Below are 16663 nucleotides of genomic sequence, written 5' to 3' on the forward strand. Positions count from 1 at the left end.
CTTTTCCGAGTATGCAACCGGTCATGAATCCGAAATACCCAGGGCTGTCGGTGCGTGTCGCCGACGATGGTTTCGCGGCGTACATCTGGGGCAGCGACTTCAGTTTCGAAGTCGCCGCGTACGGCGCGGCAGTTATTGGCCAACCGGTCGAGCGCTGGGCGGTGACGCCGATCGTGCCATACCGCAAGTGCTACGGCATCGATCCCGAAGAGTTCAGCAGCTATCGCGATGCCGCCGACAGCGCGATCTTCATGGCGTATCTGGATGACGAGCCGGTCGGCCATCTGGTGATCAGCACCAACTGGAACGGCTTCGCCCATATCGATGAGCTGGCGGTACACGCCCCGGCCCGCCGGCATGGTGTGGCCAAGGCGCTGCTGGATGTCGCGCAGTTCTGGAGCCGCAAGAAAAAACTGCCGGGGATCATGCTCGAGACGCAGAACAACAACCTCGGCGCCTGTCGCTTGTATGAGCGTTGTGGCTACGAGATTGGCGGTATCGACCATTTGCGTTATCGCGGGATAGACCCGAACACTGCGGAAATCGCGCTGTTCTGGTATCGACTGTTCGATGACCCGTTGGAAAACCCGCTCAGCTCGCCAGCATCGCCTCGGCTTGTTCCGTGACGATCGCCAGCAGCGTCTGAATCGCTGACGGCGTGGCGCTGTGTCGGTAGGTCAGGGCATACAGGCTGATCGGCACCGCCGGTGACAGCGGGCAGACATCCAGTCCGCCCGCCCGTGCGCCGAGGGCGGTGAACGGGTCGACAATGGCCAGGCCTTCGCCGGCCTCGACCATGCTGCGCATCATCTGATGGGTTTGCACTCGAGTCTGGATGCTCGGCGCCGGGCGCAGGGCCTGGAGTTTGTTCTCCAGCGCCGGGCTCAACGGGTCGTGGCCTTCGAGGCCGACCATCGCCTGACCGGCGAGATCCTGCAGGGAAATGTATTTCTGCTTCGGTTGCAGCCAGCCGTGGGGCGCGAGCAGTTGCAGCTTGCCGTGGGCCACCGGCTGCGCACGTATGTCGGGATGTTCCGGGTCGTGCAGGCTCAGGCCCAGATCGCTTTCACGCAGCAGCAGACTGCGGACGATGTCGCACGTGGGCGAACTGAGCAAACGGCAGGGGGCATCGGGCAAACGCCGGCGCAGCAGCGCGATGCTTTGCGGCAACAACTGTTGCGCCAGCGGCGGGGTGCCGATGATGCGCAGGGGTGGGGCGAGGTATTGCTTGAGGCTGCTGGCCAGCCGTTGCACCGGTTCCAGCGCTTGATAGACGTGAGCGATTTCCACCTGCAACGCCCGCGCTTCAGGCGTCGACTGCAGGCGGCCACGGACGCTGGCGAACAGCATGAACCCCAACTGACTCTCGGCTTCGCGCAATCGCTCTTCGACATCGGCCACCGGCAGTTGCAGCCATTCGGCGGCGGTGCCCAGGTGACCGGTCTGCAAGAGCGCCTGAATCACTTCGATATGACGTAAACGCATGCGTGAAGTCCATGTTCAGCAGGTGGGGTCAGTGGCTGAATCCTACCCCAAGTCTGCGCATATGACTTCTGCTCATAACGCGCGGTTATTGAGCGGCGGTTGTCTCAGGTTCGCGGATCAGCGTGATGTCCGACTGAACCAGCAAAAACTCGCTGTCACTGAGCTTTTTGACGCGATCGCCAATGGCCAGTTTGTAGGTGGTGACTGGCTCCATGCCGGTGAGACCGTCTGCCGACGGGGTGGATTCCTGGAACTCATGCACGGAATAAACGCGGCCTTCCGCATCTCTTGCATGGAACTGACCGACGAGTACTGCTGCCATCTGCTTAGAACCTCTGGAGATAAAACACTTGATTTGCGGCTTGGTAGACCGTCATCAAGCCCTGTAAGTTTTCCTACAGGAAAAAAATAATCAGCGCGGAGGAATTTCCTTCGCTCACTGGTGGAATCGGCTTCGGATCATCTATAACTACTGGCTCTTCCCTCCGACAGTCGAGAGTCTTCCATGAGCAATGTCTACAACGTCGCTGTAGTCGTCGGCAGCCTGCGCAAAGCATCGATCAACCGCAAAGTCGCACTGGCGCTGGCCGAGCTGGCACCGGCGAACCTCAAACTGAAGATTGTCGAAATAGGCGATCTGCCACTTTATAACGAAGACATCGACGGCGATTCACCGCCGGCAGCCTACAGCACTTTTCGCCAGGAAGTCGGCTCTTCCGACGCGGTGCTGTTTGTCACCCCGGAATATAACCGCTCGGTGCCGGCACCTTTGAAGAATGCGATTGACGTGGGCTCACGGCCTTATGGCAAAAGCGTCTGGGGCGGCAAGCCGGGTGCGGTGATCAGCGTGTCGCCGGGGGCGATTGGCGGTTTTGGCGCCAACCAGCATTTGCGCCAGTCCTTCGTGTTTCTCAATGTGCCATGCATGCAGCAGCCGGAGGCGTATCTGGGTGGCGCGGGTTCGGCGTTTGACGAGGCGGGCAAGCTGAGCGAGTCGGTCAAGCCGTTCCTGCAGAATTTCATCAATGCGTATGGGGAATTTGTGGAACAACACAAAAAATAATCTGGTCAGAGCTGCGACAAACCAGAGATCCTGTGGGAGCGGGCTTGCTCGCGAAGGCGGCGTGTCAGACACAAAGTTGTCATCTGACACGCCGCCTTCGCGAGCAAGCCCGCTCCCACATTTGGATCTCCACTCATTGAATAATTGAAGGCTGTCGTGAATGCTTGCTGCGTCACTGATCTTCCTGCTGACCATTACCCTTGTCATCTGGCAACCCAAAGGCCTCGGGGTCGGCTGGAGCGCGACGCTCGGCGCGGTGCTGGCCCTGATCTTCGGCGTCGTGCACCTGAGCGACATTCCGCTCGTTTGGCAGATCATCTGGAACGCCACCGGCACCTTCGTCGCGCTGATCATCATCAGCCTGTTGCTCGACGAAGCCGGGTTCTTCGCCTGGGCCGCGCTGCACGTGGCGCGCTGGGGGCGGGGCAGTGGGCGCAAGCTGTTTGCCTACATGGTGCTGCTCGGCGCGCTGGTATCGGCGCTGTTTGCCAATGACGGCGCGGCGCTGATCCTCACGCCTATCGTGATTTCGATGCTGCTGGCGCTGCGCTTTTCCCCGGCGGCGACCCTCGCGTTCGTCATGGGCGCTGGTTTTATCGCCGACACCGCGAGCCTGCCGCTGGTGGTGTCGAACCTGGTCAACATCGTTTCGGCGGACTTCTTTCACATTGGCTTCAACCGTTATGCGGCAGTGATGGTGCCGGTCAACTTCGTCAGCGTGGCCGCAACGCTGGGCGTGCTGATGTGGTTTTTCCGCAGCGACATTCCCAAGGCCTACGACCCCGAACAGCTTGACCTGCCGCACACGGCGATCCACGACAAAGCCACGTTCTACGCCGGTTGGATGGTGCTGGTGATTCTGTTGATCGGCTGCTTCTTCCTCGAACAGCTGGGCATCTCGATCAGCGCGATCTCGGCGGTCTGCGCGGCGCTGCTGCTGGGGATCGCCGCGCGAGGCCACAAGATTTCCACGCGCAAGGTACTGAAAGAAGCACCGTGGCAGATCGTGATTTTCTCCCTCGGCATGTATCTGGTGGTGTATGGCCTGCGCAATGCCGGACTCACCGGGTATCTGGCTGGCTGGCTGGATGTGTTCGCCGGGTACGGCGTGTGGGGCGCGGCGCTGGGCACCGGGGTGCTGACGGCGTTGCTGTCGTCGATCATGAACAACTTGCCGACGGTGCTGATCGGCTTGTTGTCGATCGATGCGAGTCAGGCCAGCGGTGTGGTCAAGGAAGCGATGATCTATGCCAACGTGATCGGCAGCGACCTGGGGCCGAAAATCACCCCGATCGGCAGTCTGGCGACCTTGTTGTGGCTGCATGTGCTGGCGCGCAAGGATATCCGGATTGGTTGGGGATATTACTTCAAGGTCGGGATTGTGCTGACGGTGCCGGTGTTGTTGGTTACCTTGGCGGCTTTGGCGCTGCGGCTATCCCTTTAGACCGAGTCGGCCCATTCGCGAGCAGGCTCGCTCCCACAGGGAGTGTGGCGCCTCTCCCTACATTTGAAATGCAGTCCAAATGTGGGAGCGAGCCCGCTCGCGAAGCGGCCGGGTCAGGCATTGAAATTTTCAGGCCTGGCCCGGCACATTCGGCCAAAGATCCGCCACCAGAAACAACCGCTCCGCCTCTTCCCATTCGCCCTGTGCGTTCTCGGTCAGGCGCACCAGCAGTTGCGCCGGGGCCATCGGTTCCAGGTCATCCAGCCACATCTGCAGGTGTTCAGCGCTCCAGGTCTGATCCGCCGGGTAATGCGCCGGCGCCAGCCAGGCATGGCGGGGCAGGGGTTGCCAGCGGCCGGCCGGGCGTTGAGCGACAAACGCTGGCCAGTCCTTCTGATGCAGCCAACTGCCACGCAGGTGCTGCGGATGCGCGCCTCTGGGCGGTTCGGCCTGACCGGGCCACGGGTACAGCAGGTATCCGCCCAGCCACAGCTGCGCACTGAACACCTCGATATCCAGCTTGGCCAGCGCCTCGCGGCTTTCCGGGCGCGCCGAGATCGGCAGTTGATGTTCGGCCAGATGCGCCAGTTTGCGGTCGAGCCGATCGTGACAGCCCGGCCCCAGCCACTGCGCCGGGTCGTGGCCGTCGCCTTCCTGCGGGCCGAGGTAGAGCTTGATCGCCAGTTCCAGGTGATGCACGCCGTCGCGGTCGCGCAGCAGCATGTCCAGCTCGCCGAGGGTGTGGCCTTCGCGGCGGATTGGCAGGTTGGCGGCAATCAGCTCGATGCCCGGCGCATGCTCCACGGCAAACTGCCACAACCGTTCGTAATACAGGCCCAGCCGCCGCGTGCGCGCCTGCGCCAGCCAGTGCAGCAAGCCATAACTGTCGCGATCCAGTTGCCGCAGCCAGTGCTCCAGACGCGCGGGATCGCTCACCCAATCGCTGCCGGCCAGCGGATGGCGCTGCGGCCACGGCGTCGCGGCCAACATTGGCGGGGCGAGAATCACCCACGCCAGGTCACGCACTTCCGGATGGCGTAATTGGTGTGGCAACTGGAGCAAGTCGGGAAACAGGATCATCTTGCGAGCATAGCCTTAAACACGAGCGCACCCTTGTGGCTGAAAGGATTTTGTCTATGGCGGGCTTTCGCCCATAATCGTGCTTTTCGCGTTTTCGATTGTCCGCAGAGGTCCCATGGAGCAATTTCGTAATATCGGCATCATCGGTCGCCTGGGCAGTTCCCAGGTGCTGGATACCGTCCGCCGACTGAAACGCTTTCTGCTCGATCGTCACCTGCATGTGATTCTCGAAGACACCATCGCCGAAGTCCTGCCGGGCCACGGTCTGCAGACCTCGTCACGCAAGATGCTCGGCGAAGTCTGCGACATGGTCATCGTCGTTGGCGGTGACGGCAGCCTGCTCGGTGCCGCTCGCGCGTTGGCCAAGCACAATATTCCGGTGCTGGGGATCAACCGTGGCAGCCTCGGTTTTCTGACGGATATTCGCCCCGATGAACTGGAAGTCGAAGTGGCCAAGGTGCTCGACGGCCACTATTTGGTGGAAAACCGTTTCCTGCTGCAAGCCGAAGTTCGCCGGCATGCCGAGGCCATTGGCCAGGGCGATGCGCTGAACGACGTGGTGCTGCACCCGGGCAAATCGACGCGGATGATCGAGTTCGAGCTGTACATCGACGGCCAGTTCGTCTGCAGCCAGAAGGCCGACGGCCTGATCGTCGCCACGCCGACCGGTTCCACCGCGTATGCGCTGTCCGCCGGTGGCCCGATCATGCATCCCAAGCTCGATGCCATTGTGATCGTGCCGATGTACCCCCATATGTTGTCGAGCCGGCCAATTGTGGTCGATGGCAACAGTGAGCTGAAAATCGTCGTGTCGAAAAACATGCAGATTTACCCGCAAGTCTCCTGCGACGGGCAGAACCACTTCACCTGCGCGCCGGGCGACACCATCACCGTGAGCAAGAAAGCGCAGAAGCTACGGCTGATTCACCCGCTCGACCACAACTACTACGAAGTCTGCCGGACCAAGCTCGGCTGGGGCAGCAAGTTGGGCGGTGGAGGCGACTGATGCTCGATCCCGCGCGCAGTTATGACTTGATTGGTGACGTGCACGGATGCGCCCTGACCCTCGAACACTTGCTTGACCGTCTCGGTTACCACAAGCAGGGCGGGGTCTGGCGGCATCCATCGCGCATGGCCGTGTTCGTCGGCGACATCATCGACCGTGGCCCGCGGATTCGCGAGGCGCTGCACATTGTCCACGACATGGTCGTGGCCGGGCAGGCGCGGTGCATCATGGGCAACCACGAATTCAACGCCCTGGGCTGGAGCACGCCGGCGCCTCCGGGCAGTGGCAAGCAGTTCGTCCGTGAGCACACGCCGCGCCATGCGCGCCTGCTGCAGGAAACCCTGACCCAGTTCGAAGGCCACCCCGGTGACTGGCACGATTTCCAGCGCTGGTTCTACCAACTGCCGCTGTTTGTCGACGCCGCACGTTTCCGCGTGGTGCACGCTTGCTGGGATGCCGGACTGATCGAACCGTTGCGCGCGCTGTTTCCCGATGGCTGCATCGACGAGCATTTTCTGCAGGCCTCGGCGGTTCCGGACAGCTTCGCCTGTACGGTGTTTGATCGACTGCTGCGCGGCACCGACATGCGCCTGCCAGATGGCTTGACCATGACCAGCGGCGACGGTCTGGTGCGTTCGTTCTTCCGTACCAAGTTCTGGGAAGACGACCCGAAAACCTACGGTGACATCGTCTTCCAGCCGGATGCGCTGCCGGAGCCGGTGGCGCAGAAGCCGCTGACTTCCAGTGAAAAAAACAACCTGCTGCGCTACGGCATCGATGAGCCGTTGCTGTTCGTCGGCCACTACTGGCGCAGTGGCAAACCGGCGCCGATCCGCCCGAACCTCGCGTGTCTCGATTACAGCGCGGTGCTCTACGGCAAACTGGTGGCCTATCGTCTGGATCAGGAAACACGCCTGGATCCGCATAAATTTGTCTGGGTCGATGTCGAGCGGCCGGAGGTGCTGCAATGAGTGCGGTAGCGGTATTGCGTCTGCCGTTGGCGGTGGATCTGAGCGGTTTCGTCAAACTGCTGCAACGGATGCAGGTGCCGCATCGGGTCAGTGAAGAGGCGGGCGAGCAGGTGCTGTGGGCGCCGGCGGAAATCAGTGAGGACGTGCGCTCGCTGTACGAGCGCTTCCCGGCCGGTGACCCCGATCAACAGCTGGACATTCCGGTGGCCCCGGCCTTCAAGCGTCCGGGCTTCGCCGAACAACTCAAACACGCCAAGGCCACCGGGTTGATCCTGCTGCTGAGCCTGCTGGTCGGCGGCCTGACCTATCTGGGCGACAACCTGGAGACCCTGCGCTGGCTGACCTTCCTCGATTTCCGCGTGGTCGGCGAGTACATCCACTTCACGCCGCTGGCCGACAGTCTGGCAGCGGGGCAGTGGTGGCGCCTGTTCACCCCGATGCTGCTGCACTTCGGCATCCTGCACCTGGCCATGAACGGCATGTGGTACTGGGAGCTGGGGCGGCGCATCGAATCGCGTCAGGGCAGCATCAATCTGCTCGGTCTGACGTTGTTGTTCAGCCTGGTGTCGAACTACGCGCAGTTTGCCTGGAGTGGCCCGAGCCTGTTCGGCGGCCTGTCCGGCGTGCTTTACGGATTGCTCGGCCACTGCTGGATTTTCCAGTTGCTGGCGCCGAACCCGGCGTATCGCCTGCCGCGTGGCGTGCTGGTGATGATGCTGGTGTGGCTGGTGATTTGCATGTCCGGGCTGGTCTCGATGATTGGTTTCGGCCAGATCGCCAACGCCGCGCACGTCAGCGGGTTACTCATCGGATGCCTCACCGGTTTGTTGGGCGGTTTGTATAACCGCCGTAAACTGGCCGCCTAAAATTTTCAGTGAATAAAGAGCACGGAGACCCAGATGTCCTCTTTTAACGACATGATCAAAAACATCACCCCGGACATCTACGAGAGCCTGAAACTGGCCGTGGAAATCGGCAAGTGGTCCGACGGTGGCAAACTCACCGCCGAACAGCGCGAGCTGTCGCTGCAGGCGATGATCGCCTGGGAAATCCAGAATCTGCCTGAAGATCAGCGCACCGGTTATATGGGCCCGCAGGAATGTGCGTCGAAGTCGATCGAAGTGCCGAACATCCTGTTCAAGTCGGATGCCATCCATTGATCGAGATTGGCCGCGGTGCAATCAGCAAAATGTCGGCGCGCCTGGACGGGCCGAATGTGCAATACGCGTTTCGTCTCGATGACGTCGAGGTGCCGGTCAATCCCATGATCGGCACCACGGTGCGTCTGGAGTACCTGGGCGCGATTCATTGCACCCATTGCGGGCGCAAGACCAAAACCAGTTTCAGCCAGGGTTACTGCTACCCGTGCATGACCAAACTGGCGCAGTGCGACCTCTGCATCATGAGCCCGGAGCGCTGCCACTTCGAGGCCGGCACCTGCCGCGACCCGGTGTGGGGCCAGCAGTTCTGCATGACCGATCACGTGGTGTATCTGGCCAACTCGTCGGGGATCAAGGTCGGCATCACTCGCGCCACGCAACTGCCGACCCGCTGGCTCGATCAGGGCGCGAGTCAGGCGCTGCCGATCATGCGCGTATCGACGCGCCAGCAGTCGGGCTTCGTCGAAGACCTGTTCCGCAGTCAGGTGGCCGACAAGACCAACTGGCGCGCCTTGCTCAAGGGCGATGCGACGGCGGTGGACCTGGCCCAGGTGCGCGACCAGCTGTTCGACAGCTGTGCCGAAGGCCTGGACGGCTTGCAGCAGCGATTCGGCCTACAAGCTATTCAGAAAATTACCGATGTAGAACCTCTCGAAATCCGCTATCCGGTCGAGCAATACCCGGCCAAAATCGTCAGCTTCAACCTGGACAAGAACCCGATTGCCGAAGGCACGCTGCTGGGGATCAAGGGTCAGTACCTGATTTTTGACACCGGCGTGATCAACATTCGCAAATACACGGCCTATCAGCTCGCCGTGCATCAATAAGGATTCCAGCATGCGCACCGAACAACCGAAGATGATTTACCTGAAGGACTATCAGGCCCCCGAGTACCTGATCGACGAGACGCACCTGACCTTCGAGTTGTTCGAGGACCACAGCCTGGTCCACGCGCAACTGGTGATGCGCCGCAACCCTGAGCGTGGCCCGGGCCTGCCGCCGCTGGTGCTCGACGGCCAGCAACTGGAGCTACTTTCGGTGACCCTGGCTGACCAGGAACTGAGCGCCGGCGATTATCAGCTGACCGAAAACACCCTGACCCTGCAGCCGGCCAGCGCCAGCTTCACGGTCGATACCAGCGTCAGGATCCACCCGGAAACCAACACCGCACTGGAAGGCCTGTACAAGTCCGGCACAATGTTCTGCACCCAGTGCGAGGCCGAGGGCTTCCGCAAGATCACCTATTACCTCGACCGCCCGGACGTGATGAGCAAGTTCACCACCACGGTGGTCGCCGAGCAGCACAGCTATCCGGTGCTGCTGTCCAACGGCAACCCGATTGCCTCGGGCCCTGGCGAAGATGGCCGGCACTGGGCGACCTGGGAAGACCCGTTCATGAAGCCGGCGTACCTGTTCGCGCTGGTGGCTGGTGATTTGTGGTGCGTCGAAGACACCTTCACCACCATGACCCAGCGCAATGTCGCGCTGCGCATCTACGTCGAGCCGGAAAACATCGACAAGTGCCAGCACGCGATGAACAGCCTGAAGAAGTCGATGCGCTGGGACGAAGAGGTCTACGGTCGCGAGTACGATCTGGACATCTTCATGATCGTCGCCGTCAACGACTTCAACATGGGCGCGATGGAGAACAAGGGTCTCAACATCTTCAACTCCAGCGCCGTGCTGGCTCGCGCCGAAACCGCCACCGACGCTGCGCACCAGCGGGTCGAGGCGATCGTCGCCCACGAATACTTCCACAACTGGTCGGGCAACCGCGTGACCTGCCGCGACTGGTTCCAGCTGTCGCTCAAGGAAGGCTTTACCGTATTCCGCGATGCCGGTTTCTCCTCGGACATGAACTCGGCCACGGTCAAGCGCATTCAGGACGTGGCGTACCTGCGTACCCACCAGTTCGCCGAAGATGCAGGTCCGATGGCTCACGCGGTGCGTCCGGACAGCTTCATCGAGATTTCCAACTTCTACACCCTGACCGTGTACGAAAAAGGCTCGGAAGTGGTCGGCATGATCCACACCCTGCTGGGCGCCGAGGGTTTCCGCAAGGGCAGTGACCTTTACTTCGAACGCCATGACGGCCAGGCTGTGACCTGCGACGATTTCGTCAAGGCCATGGAAGACGCCAACGGTGTCGACCTGACCCAGTTCAAGCGCTGGTACAGCCAGGCCGGCACACCGCGTCTGGCGGTCAGCGAGTCGTATGACGCCGCGGCGAAAACCTACAGCCTGACCTTCCGCCAGAGCTGCCCGGAAACCCCGGACAAGGTGGAAAAACTGCCGTTCGTGATCCCGGTCGAACTCGGTCTGCTCGACAGCAAAGGCAACGAGATTGCCCTGCGTCTGGCCGGTGAAGCATCGGCCCAGGGCACCAGCCGCGTGATCTCGGTGACCGAGGCTGAGCAGACCTTCACCTTCGTCGACATCGCTGAACACCCGCTGCCATCGTTGCTGCGTGGTTTCTCGGCACCGGTGAAACTGAGCTTCCCGTACAACCGCGACCAGTTGATGTTCCTGATGCAGCACGACAGCGACGGCTTCAATCGCTGGGATGCCGGTCAGCAGCTGTCGGTGCAGGTGCTGCAGGAACTGATCGCCCAGCAGCAGAAGGGCGAGAGCCTGGTGCTCGATCCGCGTCTGATCTCGGCGCTGAAAACCGTGCTGTCCGACGAGTCGCTGGATCAGGCCATGGTCGCTGAAATGCTCTCGCTGCCGAGCGAAGCCTATCTGACCGAAATCAGCGAAGTGGCGGATGTCGAGGCGATCCACACCGCCCGCGAGTTTGCCCGCAAGCAACTGGCGGACAACCTGTTCGAAGCGCTGTGGCTGCGTTACCAGGCCAACCGTGATCTGTCGAAGCAAACACCGTATGTGGCCGAGGCCGAGCACTTTGCCCGTCGCGCGCTGCAGAACATTGCGCTGTCGTACCTGATGCTCAGCGGCAAGCCGGAAGTGCTGGCCGCTACGCAAGAACAGTTCGAAAACAGCGACAACATGACCGAGCGCCTGACCGCGCTGGCGGTGCTGGTCAACTCGCCGTTCGAAGAACAAAAGGCCAAAGCACTGGCGACCTTCGCCGAACACTTCAAGGACAACCCGCTGGTCATGGATCAGTGGTTCAGCGTGCAGGCCGGCAGCACGCTGCCGGGCGGTCTGGAACGCGTGAAAGCCTTGATGCAGCACCCGGCGTTCAACATCAAGAACCCGAACAAGGTGCGTGCGCTGGTCGGTGCGTTTGCCGGGCAGAACCTGATCAACTTCCACGCCGCCGACGGTTCGGGCTACCGCTTCCTCGCGGATCTGGTGATCGAACTGAACGGCTTCAACCCGCAGATCGCCTCGCGCCAACTGGCGCCACTGACTCGCTGGCGTAAATACGACAGCGGCCGTCAGGCGTTGATGAAGGCTGAGCTGGAGCGGATTCGGGCTTCGGGGCAGTTGTCGAGCGATGTGTACGAAGTGGTGAGCAAAAGCCTGGCGTAACGCGTAACGACATGTGGGAGCGGGCTTGCTCGCGAAAGCGGTGTGTCAGACACGGAGATGTCGACTGGTACACCGCATTCGCGAGCAAGCCCGCTCCCACAGTTATTTGCGTCGTGCACAAACCCCTGTAGGAGCTGTCGAGTGCAACGAGGCTGCGATCTTTTGATTCTGGTTGTTTGAATCAGGATCAAAAGATCGCAGCGTGCCGCAGCTCCTACAGGGTTATTGCGTTACTTCAGATCAAACCGATCCAGATCCATCACCTTGGCCCACGCCGCCACGAAGTCTTTGACGAACTGTTCCTTCGCGTCAGAACTCGCATACACCTCGGCCAGCGCACGCAGGATCGCGTTGGAACCAAACACCAGATCAACCCGCGTCGCCGTCCACTTCACGCTGCCGGTTTTACGGTCGCGCCCTTCGAACTCGTCCGCTGCCGGAGAGGTCGGTTTCCACTCCACGCCCATGTCCAGCAGGTTGTTGAAGAAGTCGTTGCTAAGCGTTTCAGGGCGCGATGTGAACACGCCATGCTGGCGTTGCCCGACGTTCGCCCCCAATACCCGCAGACCACCGACCAGAACGGTCATTTCCGGCGCGGAGAGAGTGAGCAGTTGCGCCTTGTCGATCAGCAGCGCTTCGGCGGAAACGGTGTATTTACCCTTGCTGTAGTTACGGAAACCATCGGCAATCGGTTCGAGGAAACCAAACGACTCGACGTCGGTTTGCTCCTGAGTCGCATCGGTGCGGCCTGGATTGAACGGCACAGAAACCGAGTGTCCGGCGTTTTTCGCCGCTTGTTCGACCCCGGCGTTACCCGCCAGCACGATCAGGTCTGCCAGTGAAACTTTCTTGCCGGATGAGCCGGCGTTGAACTCGTTCTGAATGCCCTCAAGGGTCTTCAGCACCTTGTCCAGTTGCTCCGGCTGGTTGGCCTGCCAGAATTTCTGCGGGGCCAGACGCAGACGGCCACCGTTGGCGCCGCCACGTTTATCGGAACCACGGAAGGTCGATGCGGCGGCCCACGCCGTCGAAACCAGCTCCGAGACGGAAAGCCCCGACGCTAGCACCTTGCTTTTCAGCGCCGCCGCATCGTTGCTGTCGATCAGCGGGTGAGTGGCTTCAGGAATCGGGTCTTGCCACAGCAGTTCTTCGTTGGGCAGTTCCGGGCCGAGGTAGCGCGACAGCGGACCCATGTCACGGTGGATCAGCTTGTACCAGGCGCGGGCGAAAGCGTCCGCCAGTTGATCCGGGTTGGCCAGGAAACGTCGGGCGATCGGCTCGTAGATCGGGTCGAAGCGCAGCGCCAGGTCGGAGGTGAGCATGGTCGGCGAGAGCTTTTTGCTCGGATCGTGCGCATGGGGAACGGTGCCGGCCCCCGCGCCGTTTTTTGGTTTCCACTGATGCGCACCGGCCGGGCTTTTGAACAGTTCCCACTCGAAACCGAACAGGTTTTCCAGGTAGTTGTTGCTCCACTGGGTCGGGGTGGTGGTCCAGGTCACTTCCAGGCCGCTGGTGATGGTGTCGGCGCCTTTGCCGGTGCCGAATGCGTTGCGCCAGCCGAGGCCTTGTTCTTCCAGACCGGCCGCTTCCGGCTCAGGCCCGACATTGTCGGCAGGGCCGGCACCGTGGGTCTTGCCGAAAGCGTGACCGCCAGCGATCAGCGCCACGGTTTCTTCGTCGTTCATCGCCATGCGGCCAAAGGTTTCGCGGATATCGCGACCCGAAGCCACCGGATCCGGGTTGCCCTCGGGGCCTTCCGGGTTCACATAAATCAGGCCCATCTGCACCGCGGCGAGCGGGTTCTCCAGATTGCGTTCGCCCTGATCGGTGCGGCTTTCCTCTTTGCCGTGCAAATCCGGCTCGGCCACCAGCGTGCCGTCACCGGGCTCCTGCATGGCGGATTTGTCCTTGCCGTAGCGGCTGTCGCCACCGAGCCATTCGTGTTCCGAACCCCAATAAACGTCTTCGTCCGGTTCCCAGACATCGGGACGTCCGCCGGAGAAGCCGAAAGTCTTGAAGCCCATGGATTCCAGCGCGACGTTGCCGGTGAGTACGATCAGGTCAGCCCAGGAAATATTGCGACCGTATTTCTGTTTGATCGGCCATAGCAGTCGGCGGGCTTTGTCGAGGCTGACGTTGTCCGGCCAGCTGTTGAGCGGGGCGAAACGCTGTTGCCCGGAGCCGGCGCCTCCGCGGCCATCGGCGGTGCGATAGGTGCCGGCGCTGTGCCAGGCCATGCGGATGAACAGCGGGCCGTAGTGGCCGAAGTCGGCGGGCCACCAGTCCTGGGAGTCGGTCATCAGCGCGCGCAGGTCTTGTTTCAGGGCCTGGAAGTCCAGGCTCTGGAAGGCTTTGGCGTAGTCGAAGTCCTTGCCCAGCGGATCGGACTTGGGCGAGTGCTGGCTGAGGATCTTCAGATTCAGTTGATTCGGCCACCAGTCACGGTTCGTCGTACCACCACCGGCGGCGTGGTTGAACGGGCATTTCGATTCATTTGCCATGTTCGAGTCCTTATCAGGTCTTGTACGGCCGGCTCGTGCCGACTTCGGAGTAGTAAGGCTAGACCCGACTCGGGCAACCAGCTAATAGGCCGACTATTGGAGGCTGATAGGCGCAGTCTTTCAGCGTCTTTGAGCTATTGCCCAGGCGGCCTGATTCCCTGAATCAGGCCTGAAATCCGCGTGCTTGAGCGCTTGCTGCAAAACGAATTGGAAGAATCGTGATGACAGAAAGAAATGTTATTGTATAACATAAAAAAGATTTCATTCTGTTTCTGCCGGTATTGTTTGCAACACGCCGGCAGCGATTCTCACTTTTCTGCTCACGGAAGTTCTGAAATGCCTGCCCGTTCCCAACCCCTTCAACGACGCCTGACTCCGCTGGCTGCCGCGCTGCTGATCGCCTCACCGGTGTTCGCCGCCGAGCCGCTCGAGTTGCAACCGCAAGTCATCACCGGCAACCCTTTGGGCAGCCAGACTCTGGCATCGCCCTCGACCGTCCTCAGCGGCGACGACCTTACGTTTCAACAGAAAGGCAGTCTGGGAGAGACCCTGAACAAGCAGCCCGGCGTGTCCTCGTCGTACTTCGGCCCCGGCGCGAGTCGGCCGATCATTCGCGGTCAGGATGGTGATCGCATTCGCATCTTGCGTAACGGTGTCGGCGCGCTGGACGCCTCGTCGCTGTCGTACGACCACGCGGTGCCACTGGACCCGGTCAACGTCGAGCGCATTGAAATCGTCCGTGGCCCGGCAGCGTTGCTGTATGGCGGCAGTGCGATTGGCGGGGTGGTCAACACCTTCGATAACCGCATCCCCACCGAAGCCATCGACGGCATTCACGGTGCCGGCGAGTTGCGCTACGGCGGCGCCGACACCACCCGCAGCAGCGCCGGGAAACTGGAGGCCGGTAATGGTCAGTTCGCCTTGCACCTGGACGCCAGCGCCCGTGAGTTCAATGACCTGAAGATTCCCGGCTATGCCAAGACCGGCGCGGCACGCGCCAACGACGACAGCGACTCGCGCAAACATCGGCTGGCCAACAGCGACGGCCGTCAGGACGGTGGCGCCGTCGGCGGTTCCTACACCTGGGATGACGGCTACGCCGGTCTGTCCTACAGCAATTACGATTCGAACTACGGCTCGCCCGCCGAAGACGACGTGCGCATCCGCATGCAGCAGGAGCATTACGCATTCGCCTCGGAAATGCGCAATCTCGACGGGCCGTTCAGCTCGATCAAGCTCGACGCCGGCTACACCGATTACCAGCATCGGGAAATCGAGGGCGGCGAGGTTGGTACCACGTTCAAGAACAAGGGTTACGAAGCACGGGTCGAGGCCCGGCATCAGCCGCTGGGACCGTTCAACGGGGTGATCGGCGCCCAGGTCAGCCGCAACGAATTCTCAGCGCTGGGCGAAGAGGCCTTTGTGCCGCACACCGATACCGACGCTGGCGCACTGTTCATTCTGGAAGAGTTGCAAGCCACCGAGCGTCTGCTGTTCACCCTCGGCGGCCGACTCGAACACACCACGGTCGACCCGGACGCCAAAGGCAACGAGCGCTTTGCCAACGCCGACCGCTCCAACCGTTTCACCGCCGGCAGCCTGTCGTCCGGCGCGGTCTACACGCTGACGCCGATCTGGTCGGTCGCCGCGACACTCGGCTACACCGAGCGTGCACCGACCTTCTATGAGCTGTACGCCAACGGCGCCCATGTCGCGACCGGCACCTATGAAGTCGGCGATGCCGGGCTGTCGAAAGAAAAAGCCGTGTCCAGCGACCTCGCATTACGCTTTGACAACGGCACGCACAAGGGCAGTGTCGGCGTGTTCTACAGCCACTTCTCCAACTACATCGGCTTGCTCGGCACTGGCCGCACACTGAATGACGAAGGCGAAGAGGACGCCGGCGGGATTCCCGAATACACCTACTCGGGCGTGCGTGCACGTTTCAGCGGCATCGAGGCGCAGGATCGCTGGACGCTTGGCGAAAATGCCTACGGCAAGTTCGCGCTGGAGCTGTCGGGCGATTACACCCGCGCCAAGAATCTCGACAACGGTCAGGATCTGCCGCGCATTGCGCCGCTGCGCTTGAACAGCGGTTTGCTGTGGGAACTGGATCGCTGGCAGGCGCGGATCGATATCGAACATGCCAGCTCGCAGCATCGTGTGCCGACCAACGAAAGCAGCACCGATGGCTACACCACGCTGGGGGCGAATGTGGGGTATCACTTCGATGTCGGCCAGAGCAAATGGCTGGCCTTTGTCGACGCCGAGAACCTGACCAACCAGACCGTGCGTTACGCCAGTTCGATCCTGCGCGATATTGCACCGGCAGAAGGGCGCAGCATTCAGGTGGGGTTGCGTACGACGTTCTGATTAGTTGACCTGTTAACACTTCCCCCTGTAGGAGCTGCCGCAGGCTGCGATCTATTGATCTTGATCTTGATCTTGAAAAAACAAA

General features: G+C 61.3%; 14 protein-coding genes. 10 read left to right on the forward strand and 4 right to left on the reverse strand.

All coding sequences use genetic code 11. The annotated features are described in order from the left end of the window. Positions 1-11: 11 nt before the first annotated feature. Positions 12-626 carry a GNAT family N-acetyltransferase gene (locus V9L13_RS04170; RefSeq protein ID WP_338801580.1) on the forward strand — a complete coding sequence of 205 codons (615 nt, stop codon included), beginning with the start codon at positions 12-14 and terminating at the stop codon, positions 624-626. Here the strand turns inward: V9L13_RS04170 and V9L13_RS04175 are convergent. Together V9L13_RS04175 and V9L13_RS04180 are read right to left on the reverse strand one after the other, a co-directional pair. Next, positions 592-1485 carry a LysR substrate-binding domain-containing protein gene (locus V9L13_RS04175; protein WP_338801581.1) on the reverse strand — a complete coding sequence of 298 codons (894 nt, stop codon included), beginning with the start codon at positions 1483-1485 and terminating at the stop codon, positions 592-594. The genes V9L13_RS04170 and V9L13_RS04175 overlap by 35 nt on opposite strands. Before the next feature lie 85 nt (positions 1486-1570). Then, complete coding sequence (locus V9L13_RS04180) at positions 1571-1807, reverse strand: hypothetical protein (protein WP_003224168.1); 237 nt, start codon at positions 1805-1807, stop codon at positions 1571-1573. Positions 1808-1990: 183 nt separating this feature from the next. On the opposite strand from V9L13_RS04180, the gene V9L13_RS04185 reads away from it, so the two are divergent. Next, positions 1991-2548, forward strand: a complete 558-nt coding sequence (locus V9L13_RS04185) for an NAD(P)H-dependent oxidoreductase (protein WP_003224170.1) — start codon at positions 1991-1993, stop codon at positions 2546-2548. A gap of 160 nt (positions 2549-2708) precedes the next feature. Continuing rightward, complete coding sequence (locus V9L13_RS04190; protein ID WP_338801583.1) at positions 2709-3992, forward strand: arsenic transporter; 1284 nt, start codon at positions 2709-2711, stop codon at positions 3990-3992. 129 nt (positions 3993-4121) lie between these two features. Here the strand turns inward: V9L13_RS04190 and V9L13_RS04195 are convergent, their stop codons facing one another. Further along, the gene (locus V9L13_RS04195) at positions 4122-5072 is read right to left on the reverse strand and encodes a DUF1853 family protein (RefSeq protein ID WP_338801584.1); all 951 of its coding nucleotides are present in this window, start codon (positions 5070-5072) and stop codon (positions 4122-4124) included. Positions 5073-5187: 115 nt separating this feature from the next. Here V9L13_RS04195 and V9L13_RS04200 point away from each other — a divergent pair, with 115 nt between their 5' ends. From V9L13_RS04200 to pepN, 6 genes are read left to right on the forward strand one after another with little or no spacing between them, the layout of a single operon-like run. Next, complete coding sequence (locus V9L13_RS04200; RefSeq protein WP_003224174.1) at positions 5188-6078, forward strand: NAD(+) kinase; 891 nt, start codon at positions 5188-5190, stop codon at positions 6076-6078. After that, a complete protein-coding gene (locus V9L13_RS04205; protein WP_338801585.1) occupies positions 6078-7049 on the forward strand; it encodes a metallophosphoesterase in 972 nt (323 codons plus the stop codon). The genes V9L13_RS04200 and V9L13_RS04205 overlap by 1 nt, the downstream gene beginning before the upstream one ends. Next, on the forward strand, positions 7046-7915 hold the full coding sequence (locus V9L13_RS04210; protein ID WP_338801586.1) for a rhomboid family intramembrane serine protease: 870 nt from the start codon (positions 7046-7048) through the stop codon (positions 7913-7915). Before V9L13_RS04205 ends, V9L13_RS04210 begins: the two co-directional genes overlap by 4 nt. A 33-nt stretch (positions 7916-7948) precedes the next feature. Further along, entirely contained in the window at positions 7949-8209 is a 261-nt protein-coding gene (locus V9L13_RS04215; protein ID WP_003224178.1) for a DUF1315 family protein, read from the forward strand. Continuing rightward, positions 8206-9036 carry a DUF2797 domain-containing protein gene (locus V9L13_RS04220; protein ID WP_338801587.1) on the forward strand — a complete coding sequence of 277 codons (831 nt, stop codon included), beginning with the start codon at positions 8206-8208 and terminating at the stop codon, positions 9034-9036. Before V9L13_RS04215 ends, V9L13_RS04220 begins: the two co-directional genes overlap by 4 nt. Before the next feature lie 10 nt (positions 9037-9046). Continuing rightward, positions 9047-11704 (forward strand): aminopeptidase N, encoded by a 2658-nt coding sequence (gene pepN / locus V9L13_RS04225; RefSeq protein WP_338801588.1) that lies wholly within the window; start codon positions 9047-9049, stop codon positions 11702-11704. Positions 11705-11934: 230 nt separating this feature from the next. Here the strand turns inward: pepN and katG are convergent, their stop codons facing one another. After that, on the reverse strand, positions 11935-14205 hold the full coding sequence (gene katG, locus V9L13_RS04230) for a catalase/peroxidase HPI (protein WP_338801589.1): 2271 nt from the start codon (positions 14203-14205) through the stop codon (positions 11935-11937). A gap of 336 nt (positions 14206-14541) precedes the next feature. Between katG and V9L13_RS04235 the strand changes: the two genes are divergently transcribed. Beyond that, positions 14542-16578: a TonB-dependent receptor gene (locus V9L13_RS04235; RefSeq protein ID WP_338801590.1), complete on the forward strand. Its 2037-nt coding sequence runs from the start codon at positions 14542-14544 to the stop codon at positions 16576-16578. Positions 16579-16663: the final 85 nt, after the last annotated feature.

It is taken from the genome of Pseudomonas sp. RSB 5.4 (assembly GCF_037126175.1).
Lineage (GTDB): Bacteria > Pseudomonadota > Gammaproteobacteria > Pseudomonadales > Pseudomonadaceae > Aquipseudomonas > Aquipseudomonas fluorescens_H.